The organism is Paenibacillus dendritiformis (assembly GCF_945605565.1).
Taxonomy (GTDB): Bacteria; Bacillota; Bacilli; order Paenibacillales; family Paenibacillaceae; genus Paenibacillus_B; species Paenibacillus_B dendritiformis_A.
In genome coordinates, this window is the sequence record NZ_OX216966.1 from 5,264,945 (window position 1) to 5,284,237 (window position 19,293).

Sequence of the window (19,293 nt, forward strand, 5' to 3'; positions counted from 1 at the left end):
AGTCATGGGTCATATCATTGAATATGGGGAGAAGGTGCTTAACGGATGGCACAACTACTGTCCATTGGGGAGATAATACAATGCTACAGACGCAATAGAGGCATGACGCAAACACAATTGTCAGAGCTGACAGGCATACATAAAGGGACCATCTCCAAAATTGAAAACGGTGACGTGAAAAGACCAAAATATAAGACCATCCGTCCGCTTGCAGAAACATTGCAGATCCCGCTAGAGACTTGGGTCGAACTGCACATCACCGTGGATAAGAGGGCGGACACCCTCCTCTTCGTGTTGCAGGACGTGATTCAGCATTCGGGTACTGCCGATTTTCGGGGGGTGAGTCTTTTTTTGCTTTCTTAGAGTAATAATGGCCCGAAAAAGTTCTATTCATACATTTTGAAAGGGCTGTCGTGCTTACTTCAGCTGGTAACTAAAGTTGGCAGAAAATTTTTAGAATCCCCTCGTGACGATAGTCACGCCTTGGTGGAACGGCTTTATGACTTCGCGGGCCACGTTGAAAATAAGGAGATTCAATTCGCTCTATATCAACTCATTGTTGACTATTCGCGCGACCATGGCATCATGCCCTTTCTGGCCAGGGGATTACTTCAGGTGTACCTTATCGAACGGGACGACTTCACCAGGCTCAGATCTGTTTACGAGAGCGGCAGGCATATTGTTCAGTACGCCCAATTTTTAACCCTAGAAGACCGAATCGTTATGTATTACAAACTATCGATTCATGCGTTCAATTTATTTCTGTATCGGCAAAGCATCGAGCTCGGCCACCAAGTTCTTCGAGAGGCAGCTCCAGACAACTGGTTTTACATTAATGCGCTTGGCATAATTCGTGATTCTTACTTCTATATAGAGAACTACGAAAAGTCTGAATATTACTCACGACTCTATTCACAATACGACTATCCTCACATCAAGAGATATTCAATTCTTATGACAGCATCGCTCAACGCAAAAAAGGGAAAGACCGAAGTAGCTATCGAACAGTTGACATCATTTCTGAAAACATGCAATCAGGATGATGCCCTTCTGGCATTGAATCAATTAATGAAAATATATTTGCGGGAAAATCGATTGGAAGAAACGGAACAACTGCTTTCATATCCAGTATGCCCGCAATCTATCAGTACGAACAACCCCAATATCATCTCGCAACTTGCCAAATACTATTTTCATCGAGCCGAATATTACATTACAGTTGGCGACATTCAAAAAGGAGTATCAGATCTGCTAGAAAGTGCATGGTACTTCTCTAAGGTGAATGATACTGACAATGAAAAGGAATGCAAAAACAAATTAGAAAATTTAAATGATGCACTGTTGGCCAAAGTCAAAGAACTTAAACAAAAATTAATCCACATTGCCAGTCAAAAAGGCAAACTTACCGATGACGAAGTTGTTCAGATTAGCCAACAGCTAGATATTTACATACTTGAGCTGCAAAAGTATTATATAAAACAACAAGAAAAGGACATAGCTAGAAGGAGCAGCTAGGTTCCGTGCAATGGACTCATAAGTAAATAAGATGAGGTGGTCTGATGACACACGAGTTAATCCAAGCGTTGCAGCGATTAAAAGAAAAGGAATGGGTTGATCTGACGCATACGTTCGGTCCGGACTCGCCTCATTTTTCCGCTTTTGCCGATGCCCAGTTCACGACCTTATTCAACCATGATGACAGATTTTTTGCGCAGAGCTTTACCTTCCCCGGACAGTACGGAACGCATTTGGATGCTCCCATTCATTTTGTTCGGAATACTCGTTATTTGGAAGAGCTGGATTTGAAGGAATTGGTCCTGCCTCTGGTCGTTATCGACAAGTCCAAAGAAGCGAAAGCGAACCATGACTATACGCTCAGCGTAGAAGACATTTTGCAATTTGAAGCGGAGCACGGCACCATCGAGGCAGGCTCCTTCGTCGCGCTGCGAACCGATTGGAGCAAGCGCTGGCCGGATAAAGACGCCTTCAATAACAAAGATGCGGATGGCAACAACCATGCACCGGGCTGGTCGCTGGCCGCGCTTCAATTTTTATTCCAGGAAAGAAAAATCAAAGCAATCGGCCATGAAACGTTCGATACGGACGCGAGCGTGGACTATCAAAAGAATGGCGCCCTGTTAGCCGAGTATTACGTGCTCGAACAAGACGCCTACCAAGTCGAGCTCATGAAGAATCTGGATAAAGTGCCGGCCACAGGCGCCATCATCTTTAACATTGTGCCCAAGCCGGAGAAAGCATCCGGATTTCCGGTGCGGTCCTTCGCCATCTTGCCCTAAGCGCAAAAAACACGCCGTCATCACGCGAGCGTGTTTTTCTATTGGTTAAGCCAAGCAGCCGCATGCCCTTATATCATAGCCTGCCCAGCACTGCATGACTTCGGAGTGCTCCATCCGTTCTTTATAGTCGGAGCAAGACTCTCTGATAAATTATCTGTTATTTTATTTATTCTTTTAATATTTTTTGGACCGCTGGTCTTAATACTATAAAAATAAGATAGCCTAGTAAACCTCCAATTGTGTTTGTAATCAAATCAGTCACATCAAAAGTTCTTGAATGTAAGCCTCCCCACCACGCACTTAGTAACTGAGAAGATTCAATGATTAAGCTAAAAAGAAAAGTCAATGCAACCGTACTGAGAACACCTTTTTTCTTAGAGATGGGATATAGAAATCCAAATGGCATCATCATCATTACATTTAAAAGAAGTTCTCTAGCCGCCCCACTGTAATTTGCCATTAAATCTCTAAAAGGAATAAAATTCGCCGTTTCCATAAACAAATTATTCGTTCCGCCAAAGGGTAAGGTGAATGGCATTAACGTAACAAATAAGACCATTATAATATAAACGTATATTATTGAATTCAGGATTAAATGCTTTTTTGATTTTTTACTCCATTTCCTATAAAAAAACAAAACATAAATGAATGCTAACAAAATAAAATCAAGAAGATAGTTCATTGCCCAACTCTCCTCGTTACTAGCTTTTCAACCCCTCGGATTTTTTGCTAAGAGAGTGATTGAATAAGCCAGCTTTCCGCGTCTTCTCTGGATGCAAAAACCCCAAACTGGTTGCTGCGATTGGATTCGGTGACCATTTCCTTAAACCTGCCTTTATTCACCGATGGATCGGGAATGACGACGGCCGTCTTAACACTGTAGGTGATAAATTTTTGCATCATTCTTCCCGCTACGCCTGTTCTCAGGTTGAAAAAGTCCTCCGACAGCGCCTCCCCATGCAGCATCAGAAAATCGAGATCATGTTCTCTGCACAACGCAACCAGATCCACGGCATCCTGCTCTGTGCTTAGCGGGGTTGGGCCAGAGATCAATTCGATATACTTTTTCGTTCCGTTCTCCACAATTTTATAGTTCATTTCGTTCTCTCCTCCATTTGTTTGTTCTGTCATCGAGTTCCTTGCGAATGCCTTGCACCCATTTCAGTTCGTTCTGATAGAAGGACAGCTGGTTTTCGGCAATTTTATCCCACAAAAAGCTTTCCCGCTCGTTTCGATTGGGCGCCTGAACTCCACGCTTCATTTTTTCCTGCTGGTATATAAGCTGCATGTTGATTCTGCTTTCATATCGATCCAGCATTTCATGCAATTCCTCGTCGCTCAGTTGGTCTGCCCACGCCAATTGAATAAGGAACGTGTTCTTGAGCTCGGGAACTTCGGGTTCTTCAAGAACCCATTCTTTCAATCTCGCCAGCCCTTCCTCGGTAATACTGTAAATTTTCTTGGATGGAGAGCTTTCCTGATGCTTAACCTCGTTCGTCACCAAGCCATCATTCAAGAGCTGAACAAGGGACTTGTAGATCTGATTGTTGTTGCCGGACCAATACATCGCGGAAGAGTCTTCAAAAATCTTTTTTAGCTCATATCCTGTAGCGGGTTTCCAGCTAAGAAGCCCCAGTATGGCATACTTGATTGACATAAAGCCACCTCATTAGGTTACTTGTAACATAGGTTAATAGTAACCTATATAGCTCGTCATGTAAACATGGAATATGCAATAGTTATCGTATTCGCGCTTTGCAAGTTATGAGTATAGCTTCAACGTCTCGTAAACGGCATCTTCAAATTTTGCGAAATCCAGCTTCACCGCCACCTCTGCATTGGGTTTTTCCCCCGTAATGCCAAAGTAATCGCACAGTGTTCGCCCATAGCATGCCTCGCTTCTCAGTTCAACTGCCACATGCATAGGCTTGGTTTGAATAATGGATGGGTCCATCAGGTAGATCAATGTCGTTGGATCATGCAGCGGCGGGCCCTCCCAGCCGTATATTTCCTTCTGCCTTCCCCCCACCCAAGACATAATTTCAATGAAAAGCTTAGAGGCTTTATTATTCAGACTGGCAATACGGTCCATCATGCTTTTTACAACCAACGCTTGGCGGGTAAGGTCAAGCCCAATCATAACGATCGGTCTGCCGCATGTAACAACAACATGTGCCGCATCCGGGTCCGCATAAATATTAAACTCTGCCGCCGGGGTTACGTTTCCAAGCTGATATGCGCCGCCCATCAATATGATTTCTTTAATTTTAGGCACGATTCTTGGTTCTCTGCGAATCGCCATTCCGATATTCGTTAACGGACCGGTCGGTACTAAGGTTATATCCCCTTCCGAGTTCATAAGCAGCTCAATGATTAGATCTACCGCATGCCGCGTATCCAATTCAAGAGTAGGTTCGCCAAAGCTCGGACCATCCATCCCTGTCTCACCATGAATCGCATCGGCTATTACCTGCTTTCTAATCATCGGCTCAGCCATACCAGCCGCAATTGGCACATCGCGGATATCAAGATAGGAGCAGATATGTACAGCATTCCTGGCCGTTTTCTCCAGGGTTTGATTTCCCGCCACAATCGTTATGGCCAGCAAGTCAAAAATGGGGTACTTGGCAGCCAGCATAATGGCAATCGCATCATCGTGTCCCGGATCACAGTCAAGAATAATCTTCTTTTTCATACCTTCTGCCATAGTTTCACTCTCCCATTGTTTGTTTTTATAAAACACCTCTTTGCGAATTATTAACTTATGAATGATACATCTTACCCTTCAGGACGGTATAGTATAATATGCAGGCTTACAGATGGATATCAAGAAAGCAAAAGTGAAAATTGTGAATATTCGAGCAGCCACGGAAAGAGTTCATATCCTTGGATTTGCTTCCTTGTACTTGCCCGATAACTTTATTCACAATTTTTTTGTTCATCCCGATTTTTTAAAAAGGGGTGTTGGCCATCTGCTGCTGGATGCCTCCATAGTACAAATGAATACACCCGTACGATTGAAGTGCTTATCCGAAAATCACAACGTGATGAAGTTTTATGAGAAGAACGGATGGAAAAAAGTCGTGGAAGAAGAAAGGCTGAGGGAAAAATATTGGGTTATGGCATAGGAATAAAGAAGAAAAAAGCTGAAGCACGTTTCGAGAAGAGCCGTTGAGGACCAAACTCCTCCGGCTCTTTTGTTATTCATCGGCGAAATCAACGGCACCAAAACTCGGCTAAAGAACTGAAGAAAATAAGATAATTTAAATTTATTGGAATTTTTTCATGTAATTAATGATACAATAATTTACAGATAAAGTAATTTTATTCCGTTAAATGAAAACGTTCTTCTTGATAGTCCTAACGATAGCAACAAAAAAAGAAACGATGGAGAGGTGAAAAGGCGAGAACCGTATACTGTCGCTATCGTTAATGAACTATAAATTATTGAAGGAGGATGTTACCATGAAAAAAAGATTTTTTTCCTTGTCGTTAACTCTGTTTTTTGCTATTGTTTCCCTTCTCTTTCCATTCTCTGCCGCAAATGTAGAAGCTAAAGGGGTAAGCGGCACAATCACAATCAACAACGAAAAGTACAAATACATCGAAGAATCTTTTGGAAAAAACCGGGGAATCACATTCAATCCGGGGAGTCACACGTATAAAATCACTCCCAATCCACATGACAATCCGAAATACAATAAAAAGCAGGTTCAATTCTATGAAGAGATTGCAAAAGGGGTCAAAGCCCAAGTAGAAAAGTCCGGGTGGAAAGATACCTTTACGGGCATAAATGCGTTGGGCGAAACCTATACATTAAGCCCTCGTTAAGTCAAGTCCCAATCACGGTCTTAGGATGCGCCCATTAACCGATCCCGTGTGCAAGGGAATCAAAAGCCCCGGAACGCTCCGGGGCTGTGACTATGTTCAACCAAACGCTGGCCCCCCCCCACCCTGGCCCAATGATGAGTTCCAGCCCAAAATAAAGAAAAACCCTTAATCACAAAGGGTTCAATGGTTACTAAGTATGGTGCGGTCAAGAGGACTCGAACCTCCACGGGTGTTACCCCACTAGAACCTGAATCTAGCGCGTCTGCCAATTCCGCCATGACCGCATATGCATGTTATGTAATGTTCCTGTCAAAGTCGTTAACATCGCCTCAACAATCATTAGTATAGCCTATCTAACATCTCATGTCAAGCATGAAACACATGAAATATTATTCTTCTGTGAAAATATCTCCCGGTGCGCAGCAGAGAAGAACCACGCGCGGAGAACGTGGTTCTTCGTCTTAGCGGAAGCCTTTCATGCCCTCATCCTGACCGCTTCTCCCCACCGATTGGCTTGCCGTTCATTGGAAAGACATCCGGTTCAATGCCGCATGGCCTTCATGCGGCGGCTTCACGAACCGGCAGCAATAGGGAAGATCGCGCCCAGAACCATGGCGCCGATAATCGCGCCGCCGGCAATCGGCTTTTTGAAGTAATAAAAAATGCCTGCGCCGATCGTCGCGCCGATCCCGACCGGAATCGAGGCCATGACGGCCGATATGACGATGAGCGGCCCCAAGTAACGGCCTGCGGCGTTGCCTGCTCCCATCATGACGTCCGCCCCGAAGGTGGAATTCGCCGCGTTGATCGTAAATTTGCGGATCATAATAATGACCGAACCGACGAGGGCGCCCAGCCCGGCTCCCGTAACGAGCGCGAGCGGAAACGAAGTAAGCGGAGCGGTAATGCCAGCCCCGAGCATCAACGCCGGAACGCCGATGCCGATACCCGTCTGCAGCGCGCCGCCGATATCCAAGATGCCAACGAGCGGGCCCTCGAGAATGCGAGCGAACAAGAAGCTTGCGCCGAAGGCTGCGGCCGCGCCATAACTGCCGCCCTTCATGCCCGCCTCCAGCAGCGCCACAATCGCAATATCGTTGAATGCGCCCACATGATAGACATAATAGAGATGCGTCCCCGCAAAAATGCCGGAAGACAAGCAGGCGACAAACCAGACGAACGCCCATTCCGAATACCAAAAGCCTTGTTTTGCCGTCTCCATGCTAACGAACCTCCGATCCGAAAAATGCATGCAGATCAATAAGCCACTGCGGAATGTTCTCCACATGCAAGCTGTGGAGGAGTTGAACATCGAAGCCGCGGAAGAAAGCGCTCAATGTGAATAATAGCACAATCGCCGCGACAAGCGTCTTCGTAATGCGGTTCCAGCCGCTGTCGTCCAAGCCTTTGCCGACCAGTATCCCCAGCACAAGCCCCGGCACGGCATTGCCCATAATCAGGTGAGCGAATCCGCCGAGCACCGTCGCCCACAGTCCCGGGCGCTTGCCGGCGTCCATTGCCGCGGTCCAGAACACGATCGGCATAATCGGATTAATGAGCCAATTTGCCGCCGGGACCAGCACTTGCGTCGCAACGGCTTGCAGCGATGCCGGAATGGCTGCTGCCGTGGAATTCAACAGAGGCACGAGGATAGCGCCGACCAGCGCTCCGGCATACGCCATTTTTTTCGGATTGTGCAGCGTATCCTCCACATTTTTATTGCGAATCATCAGGAGCGCGGCCGACCAGTTCGGAATGATGCGGTGATCCACATCCTGCGTCAGTCCGCCCGCGCCGACAACGGACGCCCATGCGTTGAACAGAAAGCCGAGTCCGAAAGAGAAGTGCGCCACGGGGTCGCCTTCGCATGCATTCAACTCGCCGAATGTGCGGAACGCTCCCATGCCTTGCACCTTCGGGGCGTGGAACATGCGCGCCGCGCCAGCCCCAACGCCGTACCCGACCAACAGGCCGATAATGATCGATTCCACAATAATCGTAACGGTTTCCATTGGAGTCCTCCCCACTCGGATGTAATGCTTGCAGACTGATATTACCGTACTACCGAAGATGAAGAATGCGCTGGGGCGGGGACAACGATTCCGTCTGCTGCTCGAACGCGATTTCGTCCAGCTTTACGGCGCGGATTTTAATATGAATGCGAACTCGAACCTCGTAGCGCGCCCTTACTCTCGGAAAAAACAGCCCCAAAAAGCGTTCCGTATATCGTGTCTCCTTCGCCGACAGCACTTCGACATTTTGCGGCTCAATCTGCAGCAGCACATCGGGAAGCTCCTGCGTGAGCTTCCTCTTCATGGCGGAGAGCGCCTGCTGGAATGCCGCACCCTTCGACTCGCCCTTCCCTTCGATATCGATCTTCTGCTCCCATACGTGAAACATGCCGCCTCACCCCTTATATAGCTGAATATAGGCTTCTGTCAGCCTTCGGCCCAGTTCCTCCACATCCATGAAGCCGAAGCCAATCACCTTCTTGCCTTCCCGAATGGCCGTAACGCCCGCATCAATGGAACGCAGGCCGAATTCCATCGGATACTTATATTTCGTGTTGGCCGTAACCGCTCCGGCTCCCCCGCTGCCGCAGAACGAGATGCCGAAGTCCGCCTGCTCCGCGTGCATCACGTCGCCGACCTTCATGTCCGCCCCGACGCCCGGGATCAGGATCGCTTCCCCGCCGGCCGCCTCTACTCCCTTCGCCACTTGCTGTCCTTTGCCCAGGCGATCTCCAATCACGACTTTCACTTTGTTCTCCATCGTCTTCACCTCTTCTTATTGATTCCTGGCCGCTTCGAAATGAACCGTCAAATAAAAAACTTCCGCATCATCAATCGCTTTCTCCGCGAGTTCCCCGTAACTTCGCAGCGTGCAGCGACTTAGCTTCGCCAGTTCCGGACTCACCTCGTCCAACATCGATTCCTCCAGCTCGGGCAGTGACTCTTCTTGCTTCCGTCTGCGCGCGAACCCGAGCAAATGGATGGCAATGACGAGCAGGCGGTCATCCGTCAGCGGCAAGCCGATCCGTTCACTCCCTGCCAGCAGGCAGTGAAGCATCGGTCGCAACTCTTCCAGTTCGTCTGGATCTGCCTTCGTCTTGGCAGGGATATCATGAAGTATTCGTTCGATTCTGTCCATCTGTTGATCGCTCTCCATCATTCAAGTTGTCGTTACATGGTTCCAAATATCGGAGAATGGCAAAAACCTCTCCCTCTGAAGCGCTTACATTTCGTTCTCTAAGCATCTGTTCGATCTCTTCCTTTATCGCCCGCCGCGCTTCATCCAGTATCGGAAGCTCTTTGCTGTCCGCGAAGGATCGGCCGCATGCGGCCCGGTTCACCATGAACATCATGTGAAGCCGCAGCCCTTCCTCCCGTTCCTCCGACAGATAGCGCTTGAAGCGCGCGATGACGGCTCTCGACAACTCATAGCCCGTATAGATCACATCGCGAATCCGGCTTTCCAGCTCCGTATCATGGCAAGGATGCGCCTTCGCTTCGCCGAAGATATGCCCGCTCCCGCCCTCCATGCGTACCGCGCCCCGGCGCAGCCGGCCAAGCTGCATGCGAATCGCCTCGATATCCCTGACTCCCGGAATCGAATGGACGACGACGACCGGAACTTCGGCCGATACGGGCAAATTGCTGATGATCAAATCGACTTCGATGTTCTGCAGCACCTTCTTGACATCCATCACCGAGCAAGTGGCGACGAACCGGATATGCTTCAGCTCGCTCTCGATAACCGTGGTGAGCAGTTGGGCCATGCCTCTCCCTGTGCCGCACACGGCCAGCGCTCTCCACCGGTGCTGATCGATCCGGCGCTCATACGCCGTCTGGAAATGCAGGACAATGAACGCAATATCCGCATCGGTCAGGAAAATCTGATGTTCGCGGAGCACGTTCATGCACGCCGCCTTGACATGCCGGAACATCGTTCTATACTTCACCATCACATCCTTCGTCAGCGGATTCGGATCGGCAACCCCCAAGCTATGCTTCGAGATGCGGCTCGACATATGTGCAAACAGACTGTCCACCAGATCCGGATTCTCTTGGAACGGGAATTGCATCTCCCGCTCCACCTGCCGAATCAGCTCCATCGTGATCCCATACACATCGGGAAGCGGCTTGTGCCGTCCTCCTTGGACTTGCGGAGGTGCAAGCCCTTCCGCTTGCAAGCCGATGAACCACACATCCCCGTCCGTCAAGGCCAGCGAATACCGTTTCGACAATGGCTCCAGTCTCGTTCGAATAATCGAATGAATCATCAGTCTGGCCTGCGGGGCGTCGGCGCAATCCGCCGGCAGCGGGCAAGCTGAAGCGCTTGCCGATCGGCATCTCCGAATGGCAATGCACAGCCGGATAAAAACCCCGATCATGACGCGATCGGACAACGTTGCTCCAAGCTCCCGCTCGATATCCTGCACGATGTTCGCTACCAGCACGAACAGGATATTCACGTCGACAACGGACGCAAGCAAGCGATCCAACACATAGACGGCGAACGTGTCCGGCTTCCTCCGCAGGGCAACGCCCTGAACGATTTGCAGCATATCGGCTTGATCCAGTTGCCCGTAAATAACGTTTTCCAATACAATACGCCGCTCCTGCTCGCCAGCCTTCAGCTTGATGCCCCGCCGCGTACGCTCGATCGCAAGCCGATGCTCCGCGAGGAGATTCTCTGCCAGCGCCAGATCCGACACAATCGTATTGCGAGTAACATCGAATCGCTTGCAGAACCGCCCGATAGGGACGGGTTCATCGGCGAGCAGCAAATCCAGGATGATGCAGGCCATTCGCTCCCGTTGGCTAATGAAGCCCCCTTCACCCGCTTCATCCAATCTGTGAAGCAGCGCCATCCGCGCCGCATGGCCGCATTCCAGCCAAATCCCTTTGCTGGGACTTGAATGCAGCGTCAACCCCTGCTCCTTCAACCACATGCGAATCGATTCCAGATCGTACTTGATCGAGCGCTCGCTCACCTCGTACATGGCGGCCAATTCTTTAATATGGAACGGCGTATTCGCGAACATCAATGTCTTAAGCAAGCGGCGAGAACGCGTTGACAGTGTGATACCGCATCACTCCTTATCGCCTGCTAGCGGCACGATCATCATGCCTCCAAAATCGACTCCAGCACGGCCGCCAGCGCCTCTACCGCTTCCGCTTCTTGCTCGCCATTCGCTTCGACGATCACGTGATCGCCCTGCTGCAGCGATAATGACAAAATGCCGACAATGCTCTTGGCGTTCGCCGCCTTCTCGCCTTTAATGAGCCGAATATCGCATGGGAACGCTTTCGCTTCTCTCATTAACGCTCCGGCCGGCCTGGAATGAATCCCGAGCGGATTCGCTATCGTGACCTGCTTATCCATGATGTGTCCCTCCTGTGCGCAGTCTTGATCTAAATCAATTAAATCAATGAGATCGCAACCGCCACGATATGTTCTTCTTCCCTGCTTTAACGGTATCGCACATTCAGGACGCTGCCAAGATACAACCTCTTGCACTGTTCATCGGGAGGCAGATTGATCATCTCCCGAGAGGCGCGGACGAAGCGATGGAGCGTCAGGAGGCAGACGCCGGGGCGGACAGCAAAAAGACAGAAGCCGCTCCGTCCGCGCTGCCTGATGCCAGCACGAAGAGCGGCTTCTGCCTGGCCCCATCATTCACACAAGGCGTGCAACACAAGCCCTGTTAGCCGTCGTAATTCACGACATAAGAATGAAGAGCCGTATGGTAATACCCTACGCTATATTCGATCAGTGTGCCGTTCACATCATAAGAATAGCGGGAGCGCCGCAAGAGCGGCACGTCCGCTCCTACGCCAAGCACCGCCCTGGCCGCGGGCGGCGCCGTCGCCACGGCGAACTCATCCTTATACTGGCCGAGTTCGATATTCTGCTCCTCCAGCCACTCATACAGCGACTGCCCGTCCAGTTCCGACAGATCGAGCGCTCCGGCCTGATGCGATAAATAATGAGTAAAGTGGATATACGGCGAACCGTCCAGATCATAGACCCGCTCGATGCATAGGCAGCTCGCCCCGAACAAGCGGCAAGGAGCGGTTCCCTCCTCGGCGCGGATGACTTCCGCCCTCATGACCCGCTTATGAATCCGATGGCCCTCCTCGACCAAAATTTCCGTAAACCGCTTCCACTTGGACAGCTTTGAGGCGGATGTATTGCGAATGACCTTGGTGCCTTTCCCGCTGCCCTTCTCTACATACCCTTCCTGCACCAGTTCAATGATGGCGTTGCGCACCGTTATTTTGCTGACCTGGAATTCTTCTTCCAGCTGAGGCTCTGACGGAATATTCGTGCCGAGCGGATATACGCCGTGCAAAATGCGCTCGCGCAAAATATTGCTTACTTGTACATACAAAGGACGTTTGTTCCGTGACCGTTTCAAGACTACGTCCCGCCTTTCCCTTACTTGCTATGCTTCCTTTTACCTCTCGACGTCGATCCCGGACTCTTCCATCGCCCGCATCACTTCCTGCTCGGCCGCCATCGGCGTGTCGCCTTCGATCGTATGCGCAAGCATGCTGGAAGCGGCGGCGAACCTTACCGTCCGTTCCGGCGGGAAGCCGCGGAATTCGCCATGCAGGATGCCGCACGTATAGGCATCCCCCGCGCCAATCCGATCATGCACCGCGAACGTTAACGGTTCGGAATAATAAAAGGAGTCCCGCTTATACATAAAGCCCTGCAGCGAATGCGTCTGACTGTCCACAATCGTGCGATGGGTGCCAGCGATGACGGAAATATTATACTGCTTGGCCACCTGGGGAATCAATTCCTCCGCCTGTTCCCGCCGTCCGGCCTTCCCGCTCTTCATGTTCAGCGTCAGCATCGCATCCTTTTCGTTCATCATGACGATATCCGCAAGCTGCAGCATCTCCTCATAATGGGGCTTGGCCTTCCCATGCCCGCCTCCCCCCCAATGCGCCGGGCGGTAGTTGCAGTCGAAGATGACAAGCCCTCCCGCAGCCTTGACGGCGGCTGCCAATGCCTTCATATGGCGGCGGACGCCATCGTTCATCGCCAGCGCAATGCCGCACAGATGAACGGCGTCGATCCCGTTCGCGATATCGGCATACGGATACGCATCTTCCGGTGCGGTATTGAAGCTGCTTCCCAGCCGCTCCGTATAGGTGACGCGCCCCGGGCGCGCCCCGAACCCCTTTTCGAAGAAGTACATCCCCAAATAGTTCCCGCCGCGGACAAGATAAGCCGTGCCGATGCCAAGCTTGCGCAGATGAGCCTCCGCCGCTTCGCCCAGCGGATTGTCCGGCAGCCTCGATACCAGATACGCCTCATGCCCGAAGCGGGCAAGCTGCGAACTGACGTTGACGCCCGTGCCCGAAAATGAATAATCGAGCCGGCTGGCTTGGCTTAACCGCTCCACCCCGGGCACGGTCAAGCGCATCATCACCTCTCCGAAGGCCGCAATCTTTTTGGGAGTCTGATCAGGCATAATAATCGACCCATTTCTTCATTGTCGCATACAGGACGCGCATATCCTCAACCCTCGTCTTCCCGGTTGCCTTATCGATGATGGAAGAGTAGACATGCGGAATGACGATCGGCACATTCGCTTCGAGGGCGATGCGGAGAATCGCTTCGAAGTTGTCCAGATCGATTCCGCCGGTCGGCTCCAGCGCAAAGCCTTCTTCGCCGCATGCCTTCGCCACGGCGCGCAGCTCGTTCTCGCAAGCAAGTCCGTCCATCGGAAAAAATTTAAGCGCATTGCCGCCCATATCGCGCACCAGAGCGATGGCGCTCTTGATCGGAACGATTGCTTGATCCGCGTGTCCGGCGCTTGCGGGACCCGTTGAAATATTGACGTAACCGGCCTGGCCCGTCGGCGAAACCAAGCTGTTGATCCAGGAATCCTTGCCGCCGAGATTGGCACGGGTCGCGCCAACGGAAGGGAACACCTGGTTAATATGCGTCCCGCCGTAATGCTTCGCGATCTCCGCGACGACAGCCGCTTGGCGATTGTCGCCGGCGCCGAGCCCAATCGACACGGCCTCGTCAATCGCCGCGCCGTATTCCTTCATCGCCTCGACGGCCGATTCGACCGTCGAATAGTTTTTGGACAGGACGCCGACCAGCACATGTCCTTCCGCCGCATCGAACACTTCCTTCGCATTGGCTGCGCTGTTGGCGAGCACATTGAGCGCCGCACGTCCTTTGTACAACCGTTGATCCATTTTAGACATGAGCAGTCCCTCCCGTTAGTTTACGAATTTGCGCCGCGATGACGTCGATGTCGTCCCCCATAAGCGGGCGCGGATCGATATCGAAATAGCCTTGTCTTGCCCCGTAATCGCGCGTGTAGATCGCAATTTCTCCCGACTTCAATCCTTCTACGACCTCGGTGGCCGTCGTGCCGGCAAGCTCGGGATCAATCTGAATGCGCGCACGGTAGATAGCCCGGCCCGCTTCGTCTTGAACAATCGTACACGTGACGCCCTCGAGTTCATTCAGCGGCATCAGCTTGGCAAGCATCTCTTTTTCCCGCTCGCTCTTGTCTTCCTTCGCCATATACTCATCCAAGGCCTGCAGCAACCCGAATACCGATTCTTTGCCGACCTTCATGCTCCGTCCGATGCCGTGCAGTTGGGCTTTCACCCATTCCACGGCCTGCCGCTTGCCCGCCACGATGCCCGTCGTCGGTCCCTCGATCGCCTTCGAGCCGCTATAGATCGCCAGATCGGATACGTTCACATATTTCTGCAAATCTTCCTCTGCAGCCGCATCGACGATGAGCGGTACCCGGTTGCGCTGGGCTACTTCCCACGCTTCTTCGACCGAGATCATATTTTTTTGCACGGCATGATGGGATTTCACATAGAGAATGGCCGCCGTCTTCTCATGAATCGCGTCCTCGATATGTTCGGCCCTGCCTTCATTCGCATAACCGGCTTCCACCACCTTGCCGCCGCCCAGATAGACCATGGTCTCTACGGGAGCGCCGTATTGCACATTGTGACCCTTCAACATAATAATCTCGTTCTTCTCGATCGGATCCTGATGCAGGCGAAGGCTGCGGCGGCGTTCCCCTTGCGTCACGATGCCCGCGACCGACAACGCGATTCCGCTCGAGGCCGAATTCACGATGACGGCCGCTTCGGAACCGATGAGCTTGGCGACATAGCTGCCTGCCTTATCGACGAGATCGGCAATTTCCACATAGCTTTGCGCACCGATCTTCATCGCCTCCATCACCGTGTCCGTCGCCGCGGACACGCCCAGGATACTCATGCGGCCGCTGGCATTAATGACGCGCTTCAGGCCGTACTTCACATGCAACGTACTTGCCATTTGCAAACACTCCCTTAGCTACAAGATGTTGATGTCCAATACGGACATCGCCTTCCGAATCCGTCAGCTCAATCGGTTCCTTCCGCACTTCGAACAGCGTCAAATTGGCCCGATCCCCTGCCTGTATCCGGCCCAGCTCCGGTTTCTTGAGCCAATCCGCCGCATGAGTCGTCACGGACGCGACGACCTCTGCCAGCGAATAACCCAGATACAGGAATTTCGACATGACGCGGGCCAAGCTGTATACCGGTCCATTCAGCCGGTTGCCGCGGTAAATGTCGGAGCTGATCGTATGGAGCGGAATATGATGCCGCTTGGCGGATTCCGCTACCTTGAACGAGAAGCTCGCTGTCCCATGCCCAACGTCAAGATGCACGCCGCGCGCAATCGCGTCGGTCAGCACGCGGAGCGGCTCTCCACTATCCCGGAACAAGTTATTCGCTTTGCCGTTCAAGTAATGGGTAATCACGTCATGCCGCTGCAAATATGGAACAATTTCTTCAATGCCGGGCGGGGCCGACCCGATATGTACCATGACGGGAAGTCCTGTATCATCCGACAAGGCGCGCGCCTGCTTGAGCGGTTCGATGCCGCTGCCGCGCACGACGCTTCGGCTCATTCGCGCTTTGAGCCCGACGATGAAGTCCTGATGCTCCGCGACGGCTTCACGCACCGCCGCCGGATCGATCCAGGCCAGGTCCGACAGCTCATCCGTTCGCATCAGCCCGATTTTGGAAATATTCAGCAGCGCCAACACATTCGTGGCGGCTCGCTCCGCCTGCCCCCTCAGATCTCCAATCCGATCCGCCCCCATGCTTCCGGCATCGACGACAGTCGCCACGCCTTGCTCCACGCCAATCTTGTCAATCGCGTCGCCATAAGGATCGAACTCTTCGAAGGCATGGACATGCAAATCGATCCAGCCGCTGGATACATAAGTTTCCGTATTCGTATAATCAATAATATCGCCGCCGCGACTGGCGCCCGCTTCCGTAATGCCGGCAATGATCCCGTCCTCGACGACCAGATCCATATACGTCCCATCCACGCGTTTGAGGCCGCGCAGGACGATCCGCTCGGTCAAGTTGCTCACCTCATTTCGAGTAATGAAGGAAATGATTACTTATCGTCGATAAGCCAAACATTATAATGTTTGGTCTCATCGTAGCACTGTACTTCGCTTGCGTCAATATAACGTTATAATGTTTGAATTTCCGTCAACATGCCGCCCTGTAACTGCCCCAAGCCACAATCGTCAAAAAACCCTTGCGCGGCGCACAAGGGCTAAGGGCCGAAACAGCTTATCAAGCAAGAACCTCAACGGTGAACCCGCCCGGGGCCTTCACATAAAATGTCCAGCCATGCATTCTTTTCGGCGGCGCGACATCGAATCCATCCTCCTTGAGCCGCTGGTTAATCTCGTTCACCTTCTCTTCGCTCTCCTGGATGAAGCCGATATGGAACGTCTTCGGGTAACTGACCTGAGTTCCTCTCATTAACGTGAGCACTAATCCGTCATCGTCAAATAGTACCCCAAATGATTCGCCGCGCGGATCTCCGCTCGTGTCCATGGCTTTAAGGCCGAAATAGGTTGCCAAAAATTCAGAAGCTGCCGGAACGTCGGTCACCGTAAGATTGACATGATTCAGTTTCACAAGGCTACACATCCTTTTTCTGGATATTTGTTCCTTGTTTATCGTATCACATTGACGCAAATGATAACCTTTGCGCGGCGACTCGTTGCTCTGCCCGTCACAACCCGTCACATCGCTTGAACCCCGATGCGCAACCCTGCAATGCGGCGCCGGCCAACTTGCTGGCTCCCTAGTTTCTCCATTCATCTTTTAATACACTCATCTCAATCAAACTCCAATAGGAATCTTGATACCTTCTTGCATCCCTTGTCACGCCTTCTTGAACGAAGCCCAGTTTTTCATAGCATCTTCGCGCTGACACGTTAAAATCAAAAACACCAAGACTTATCCGGTGCAAATGAAGATCTTCAAATCCTATTCTTAACGCTTGCTGCATGATTTGTGTGCCGTACCCCTTGCCCCGGCTGCTCTTATTTCCTATGAGCACCTTACCTATTCTTCCTGAACGGTTCTCTCTATCTATTCGGCTGATGGAAATATGACCAACGATGTGGTTTGTTTCCGTTTCAATTGCTTTATATATAAGTCTGTTTGAAGTTTTTAAGTCATTCGCTCCCTTTATATACTCGACCAATTGTTCTTCAGTCAGCGGATATTTGAATTCCGGCCCAGCCCATTGGAGCAAAAATGCTTCATCCCCGCTCCATGATATAAGTTGTTGAAAATCGGAAGGTACGAAATATTGAAGCGTGATCATACGTCTCATCCCTCCATGTCATGTGGCGTCCATCAAGCATAATATCCGCCTCGCTTGAGATACTGCCCTTCAGCAGCGTAATGCTTATAGATTTTGGAGAACACTCGGCAGGCCATAAATTCGCTCTTCTTCTCACTCGTAAAAACAATGATGTTATTCAAGGGTGTCTCTTTTGATATTTCCCCGCTCATTAATTTTGAAAGATCGACTTCCATTTCGTATTCCAAGGTTTGCATGCAATGGCCATATCGGTAGCGCGCGACGGTTCCTCTCTCTTCAATTAATTCGAACTCAATACAAATCGCCATCTTCCCACTCTCCTTGACCTTGAGACCACAGTACCTTATAGATACTCGCTTCGAGTATCGAACAGAAGCGGATCCAGCTTGGCCCATGGCGTAAATGTTGTCGTTAAGGAGTACCGTTCCCCCGATTCCGCCGATCGATAGGCTCCGAACATAATTTCATGCACGTGAAGCTGCTGCCTGCCCGACTGTATCGGCTGCTTGCCGGTTCGAAGACAGTGAACGAAATGGGCGATCACACTTTCGTGTCTCTGCTTGGCGATCTCCCCGCGCGGGATATAGCAACCCTCCAGTCCGCGCCAATGGACTTGTTCCGCATCTGGCATGGGCTCCGCCGTTTGAACAATCAAGGGATAGCCGCTGTCATTGATGGCGATCGTTCCTTTTCGTCCATAAATAATCGTATTATTCTGCTTGAACGCCATGCCCCACAAGGAGCGAATCACGGCATGCTGCCCTCCGGCGAATTGGATGATGATCGTCACATTATCATCCACATCACTCCTTACCTTCTTCCCGTCTCCGACAATGCGGTTAGGAATCAGCGTATTCACTTCGGCCATTACGCTGACGACCGGTCCCAACAAGCCGACGAGCCGGCTGATCGGATACGCCGCGCAATCAAGCACCGCCCCTCCATGGGCGATGGATTTATTATAATACCAGTTGTCACGCCATGGACCGGGGAGGGATAGCTGCGCTTCGGCCCCCGTAATCTTGCCGATATAGCGTTCATTCACAAACTCGGAGGCGGTTAAGAAGACGGGATGCAAATCAAATGGCAAACTCATAAAGATGGCGCCCTTATCCTCGGCAAGGGAGACCATGCGTTGGCAGTCCTCGAAGGAAGTAGCCATCGGCTTCTCATTAAGTACATGCAGGCCCCGTTCCAGCGCGGCGATTACCGGCTCCGCGTGCAATGAGTGGGGAGTGGTGACAACTACCCCGTCGAGCTCCTCTTGGTCCATCATGACCCGATAATCATCATACCATCTGGGGACTCCATACTCTGCCGCTTTCCTCTCGGCATGCTCCATATGCTTGGCGCAAGTGGCCACAACACGAACTCCTTCCAATTGAGCCGCCTGTTCAAAATATCGATTGCTGACATGTCCGCTTCCAATCATGCCTAAATGAATTGTGTACATGGATATCTCCTTCAT

The 19,293-nt window shown here is 51.3% G+C and carries 25 protein-coding genes and 1 tRNA gene; 5 read left to right on the forward strand and 21 right to left on the reverse strand.

Going from position 1 to position 19,293, the window contains the following annotated elements; all coding sequences use genetic code 11:
- The first annotated feature begins 45 nt into the window (after positions 1-45).
- Genes NNL35_RS23550 through NNL35_RS23560 form a run of 3 tightly spaced genes read left to right on the forward strand, consistent with a single transcriptional unit; the run spans position 46 to position 2,297 of the window.
- Positions 46-363: a helix-turn-helix domain-containing protein gene (locus NNL35_RS23550; protein WP_006679702.1), complete on the forward strand. Its 318-nt coding sequence runs from the start codon at positions 46-48 to the stop codon at positions 361-363.
- A gap of 36 nt (positions 364-399) precedes the next feature.
- Positions 400-1,515 (forward strand): aspartyl-phosphate phosphatase Spo0E family protein, encoded by a 1,116-nt coding sequence (locus NNL35_RS23555; RefSeq protein ID WP_254553797.1) that lies wholly within the window; start codon positions 400-402, stop codon positions 1,513-1,515.
- Positions 1,516-1,559: 44 nt separating this feature from the next.
- Positions 1,560-2,297 (forward strand): cyclase family protein, encoded by a 738-nt coding sequence (locus NNL35_RS23560; RefSeq protein ID WP_006679728.1) that lies wholly within the window; start codon positions 1,560-1,562, stop codon positions 2,295-2,297.
- A gap of 166 nt (positions 2,298-2,463) precedes the next feature.
- Here the strand turns inward: NNL35_RS23560 and NNL35_RS23565 are convergent, their stop codons facing one another.
- From NNL35_RS23565 to NNL35_RS23580, 4 genes are all read right to left on the reverse strand, one after another.
- Positions 2,464-2,979, reverse strand: coding sequence for a VanZ family protein (locus NNL35_RS23565; RefSeq protein WP_006679729.1), 516 nt, complete (start codon positions 2,977-2,979; stop codon positions 2,464-2,466).
- Positions 2,980-3,026: 47 nt separating this feature from the next.
- Positions 3,027-3,395, reverse strand: coding sequence for a DUF4180 domain-containing protein (locus NNL35_RS23570; RefSeq protein WP_040734358.1), 369 nt, complete (start codon positions 3,393-3,395; stop codon positions 3,027-3,029).
- Positions 3,385-3,954 (reverse strand): PadR family transcriptional regulator, encoded by a 570-nt coding sequence (locus tag NNL35_RS23575; RefSeq protein WP_050979500.1) that lies wholly within the window; start codon positions 3,952-3,954, stop codon positions 3,385-3,387. The genes NNL35_RS23570 and NNL35_RS23575 overlap by 11 nt, the downstream gene beginning before the upstream one ends.
- A 105-nt stretch (positions 3,955-4,059) precedes the next feature.
- The gene (locus NNL35_RS23580) at positions 4,060-5,004 is read right to left on the reverse strand and encodes a nucleoside hydrolase (RefSeq protein ID WP_006679730.1); all 945 of its coding nucleotides are present in this window, start codon (positions 5,002-5,004) and stop codon (positions 4,060-4,062) included.
- A gap of 112 nt (positions 5,005-5,116) precedes the next feature.
- On the opposite strand from NNL35_RS23580, the gene NNL35_RS23585 reads away from it, so the two are divergent.
- Positions 5,117-5,425, forward strand: coding sequence for a GNAT family N-acetyltransferase (locus tag NNL35_RS23585; protein ID WP_006679731.1), 309 nt, complete (start codon positions 5,117-5,119; stop codon positions 5,423-5,425).
- A gap of 337 nt (positions 5,426-5,762) precedes the next feature.
- Positions 5,763-6,128 (forward strand): hypothetical protein, encoded by a 366-nt coding sequence (locus tag NNL35_RS23590; protein ID WP_006679732.1) that lies wholly within the window; start codon positions 5,763-5,765, stop codon positions 6,126-6,128.
- A gap of 197 nt (positions 6,129-6,325) precedes the next feature.
- Here the strand turns inward: NNL35_RS23590 and NNL35_RS23595 are convergent.
- The 17 genes from NNL35_RS23595 to NNL35_RS23675 all read right to left on the reverse strand — a co-directional run bounded on the left by NNL35_RS23595 (position 6,326) and on the right by NNL35_RS23675 (position 19,278).
- Positions 6,326-6,412, reverse strand: a tRNA-Leu gene (locus NNL35_RS23595).
- 287 nt (positions 6,413-6,699) lie between these two features.
- Positions 6,700-7,350, reverse strand: a complete 651-nt coding sequence (locus NNL35_RS23600) for a DUF4310 family protein (RefSeq protein ID WP_006679130.1) — start codon at positions 7,348-7,350, stop codon at positions 6,700-6,702.
- A 1-nt stretch (position 7,351) separates the two neighbouring features.
- Positions 7,352-8,140 (reverse strand): DUF4311 domain-containing protein, encoded by a 789-nt coding sequence (locus NNL35_RS23605; RefSeq protein WP_006679131.1) that lies wholly within the window; start codon positions 8,138-8,140, stop codon positions 7,352-7,354.
- Positions 8,141-8,189: 49 nt separating this feature from the next.
- Positions 8,190-8,528, reverse strand: a complete 339-nt coding sequence (locus NNL35_RS23610; protein WP_006679132.1) for a DUF4312 family protein — start codon at positions 8,526-8,528, stop codon at positions 8,190-8,192.
- Between the two features lie 6 nt (positions 8,529-8,534).
- Positions 8,535-8,900, reverse strand: coding sequence for an SFCGS family glycine-rich protein (locus NNL35_RS23615; RefSeq protein ID WP_006679133.1), 366 nt, complete (start codon positions 8,898-8,900; stop codon positions 8,535-8,537).
- A 15-nt stretch (positions 8,901-8,915) separates the two neighbouring features.
- A complete protein-coding gene (locus tag NNL35_RS23620; RefSeq protein WP_006679134.1) occupies positions 8,916-9,278 on the reverse strand; it encodes a PRD domain-containing protein in 363 nt (120 codons plus the stop codon).
- A complete protein-coding gene (locus NNL35_RS23625) occupies positions 9,250-11,190 on the reverse strand; it encodes a BglG family transcription antiterminator (RefSeq protein ID WP_138985671.1) in 1,941 nt (646 codons plus the stop codon). The genes NNL35_RS23620 and NNL35_RS23625 overlap by 29 nt, the downstream gene beginning before the upstream one ends.
- 65 nt (positions 11,191-11,255) lie before the next feature.
- Entirely contained in the window at positions 11,256-11,516 is a 261-nt protein-coding gene (locus tag NNL35_RS23630; protein WP_006679136.1) for an HPr family phosphocarrier protein, read from the reverse strand.
- A 322-nt stretch (positions 11,517-11,838) separates the two neighbouring features.
- Positions 11,839-12,552, reverse strand: a complete 714-nt coding sequence (locus NNL35_RS23635) for a GntR family transcriptional regulator (protein ID WP_006679138.1) — start codon at positions 12,550-12,552, stop codon at positions 11,839-11,841.
- Between the two features lie 39 nt (positions 12,553-12,591).
- Positions 12,592-13,620: a sugar kinase gene (locus NNL35_RS23640; RefSeq protein WP_006679139.1), complete on the reverse strand. Its 1,029-nt coding sequence runs from the start codon at positions 13,618-13,620 to the stop codon at positions 12,592-12,594.
- A complete protein-coding gene (gene dagF, locus NNL35_RS23645) occupies positions 13,613-14,368 on the reverse strand; it encodes a 2-dehydro-3-deoxy-phosphogluconate aldolase (RefSeq protein WP_006679140.1) in 756 nt (251 codons plus the stop codon). Before dagF ends, NNL35_RS23640 begins: the two co-directional genes overlap by 8 nt.
- Positions 14,361-15,473: a DgaE family pyridoxal phosphate-dependent ammonia lyase gene (locus tag NNL35_RS23650; protein WP_006679141.1), complete on the reverse strand. Its 1,113-nt coding sequence runs from the start codon at positions 15,471-15,473 to the stop codon at positions 14,361-14,363. The genes dagF and NNL35_RS23650 overlap by 8 nt, the downstream gene beginning before the upstream one ends.
- Positions 15,427-16,557, reverse strand: a complete 1,131-nt coding sequence (locus NNL35_RS23655; RefSeq protein WP_006679142.1) for an amidohydrolase/deacetylase family metallohydrolase — start codon at positions 16,555-16,557, stop codon at positions 15,427-15,429. The genes NNL35_RS23650 and NNL35_RS23655 overlap by 47 nt, the downstream gene beginning before the upstream one ends.
- A gap of 220 nt (positions 16,558-16,777) precedes the next feature.
- On the reverse strand, positions 16,778-17,128 hold the full coding sequence (locus NNL35_RS23660; protein WP_006679143.1) for a VOC family protein: 351 nt from the start codon (positions 17,126-17,128) through the stop codon (positions 16,778-16,780).
- A gap of 169 nt (positions 17,129-17,297) precedes the next feature.
- Positions 17,298-17,825: a GNAT family N-acetyltransferase gene (locus tag NNL35_RS23665; RefSeq protein WP_006679144.1), complete on the reverse strand. Its 528-nt coding sequence runs from the start codon at positions 17,823-17,825 to the stop codon at positions 17,298-17,300.
- A gap of 32 nt (positions 17,826-17,857) precedes the next feature.
- On the reverse strand, positions 17,858-18,133 hold the full coding sequence (locus NNL35_RS23670; protein WP_006679145.1) for a hypothetical protein: 276 nt from the start codon (positions 18,131-18,133) through the stop codon (positions 17,858-17,860).
- A gap of 35 nt (positions 18,134-18,168) precedes the next feature.
- Positions 18,169-19,278 carry a Gfo/Idh/MocA family protein gene (locus NNL35_RS23675; protein WP_006679146.1) on the reverse strand — a complete coding sequence of 370 codons (1,110 nt, stop codon included), beginning with the start codon at positions 19,276-19,278 and terminating at the stop codon, positions 18,169-18,171.
- Positions 19,279-19,293 lie beyond the last annotated feature (15 nt).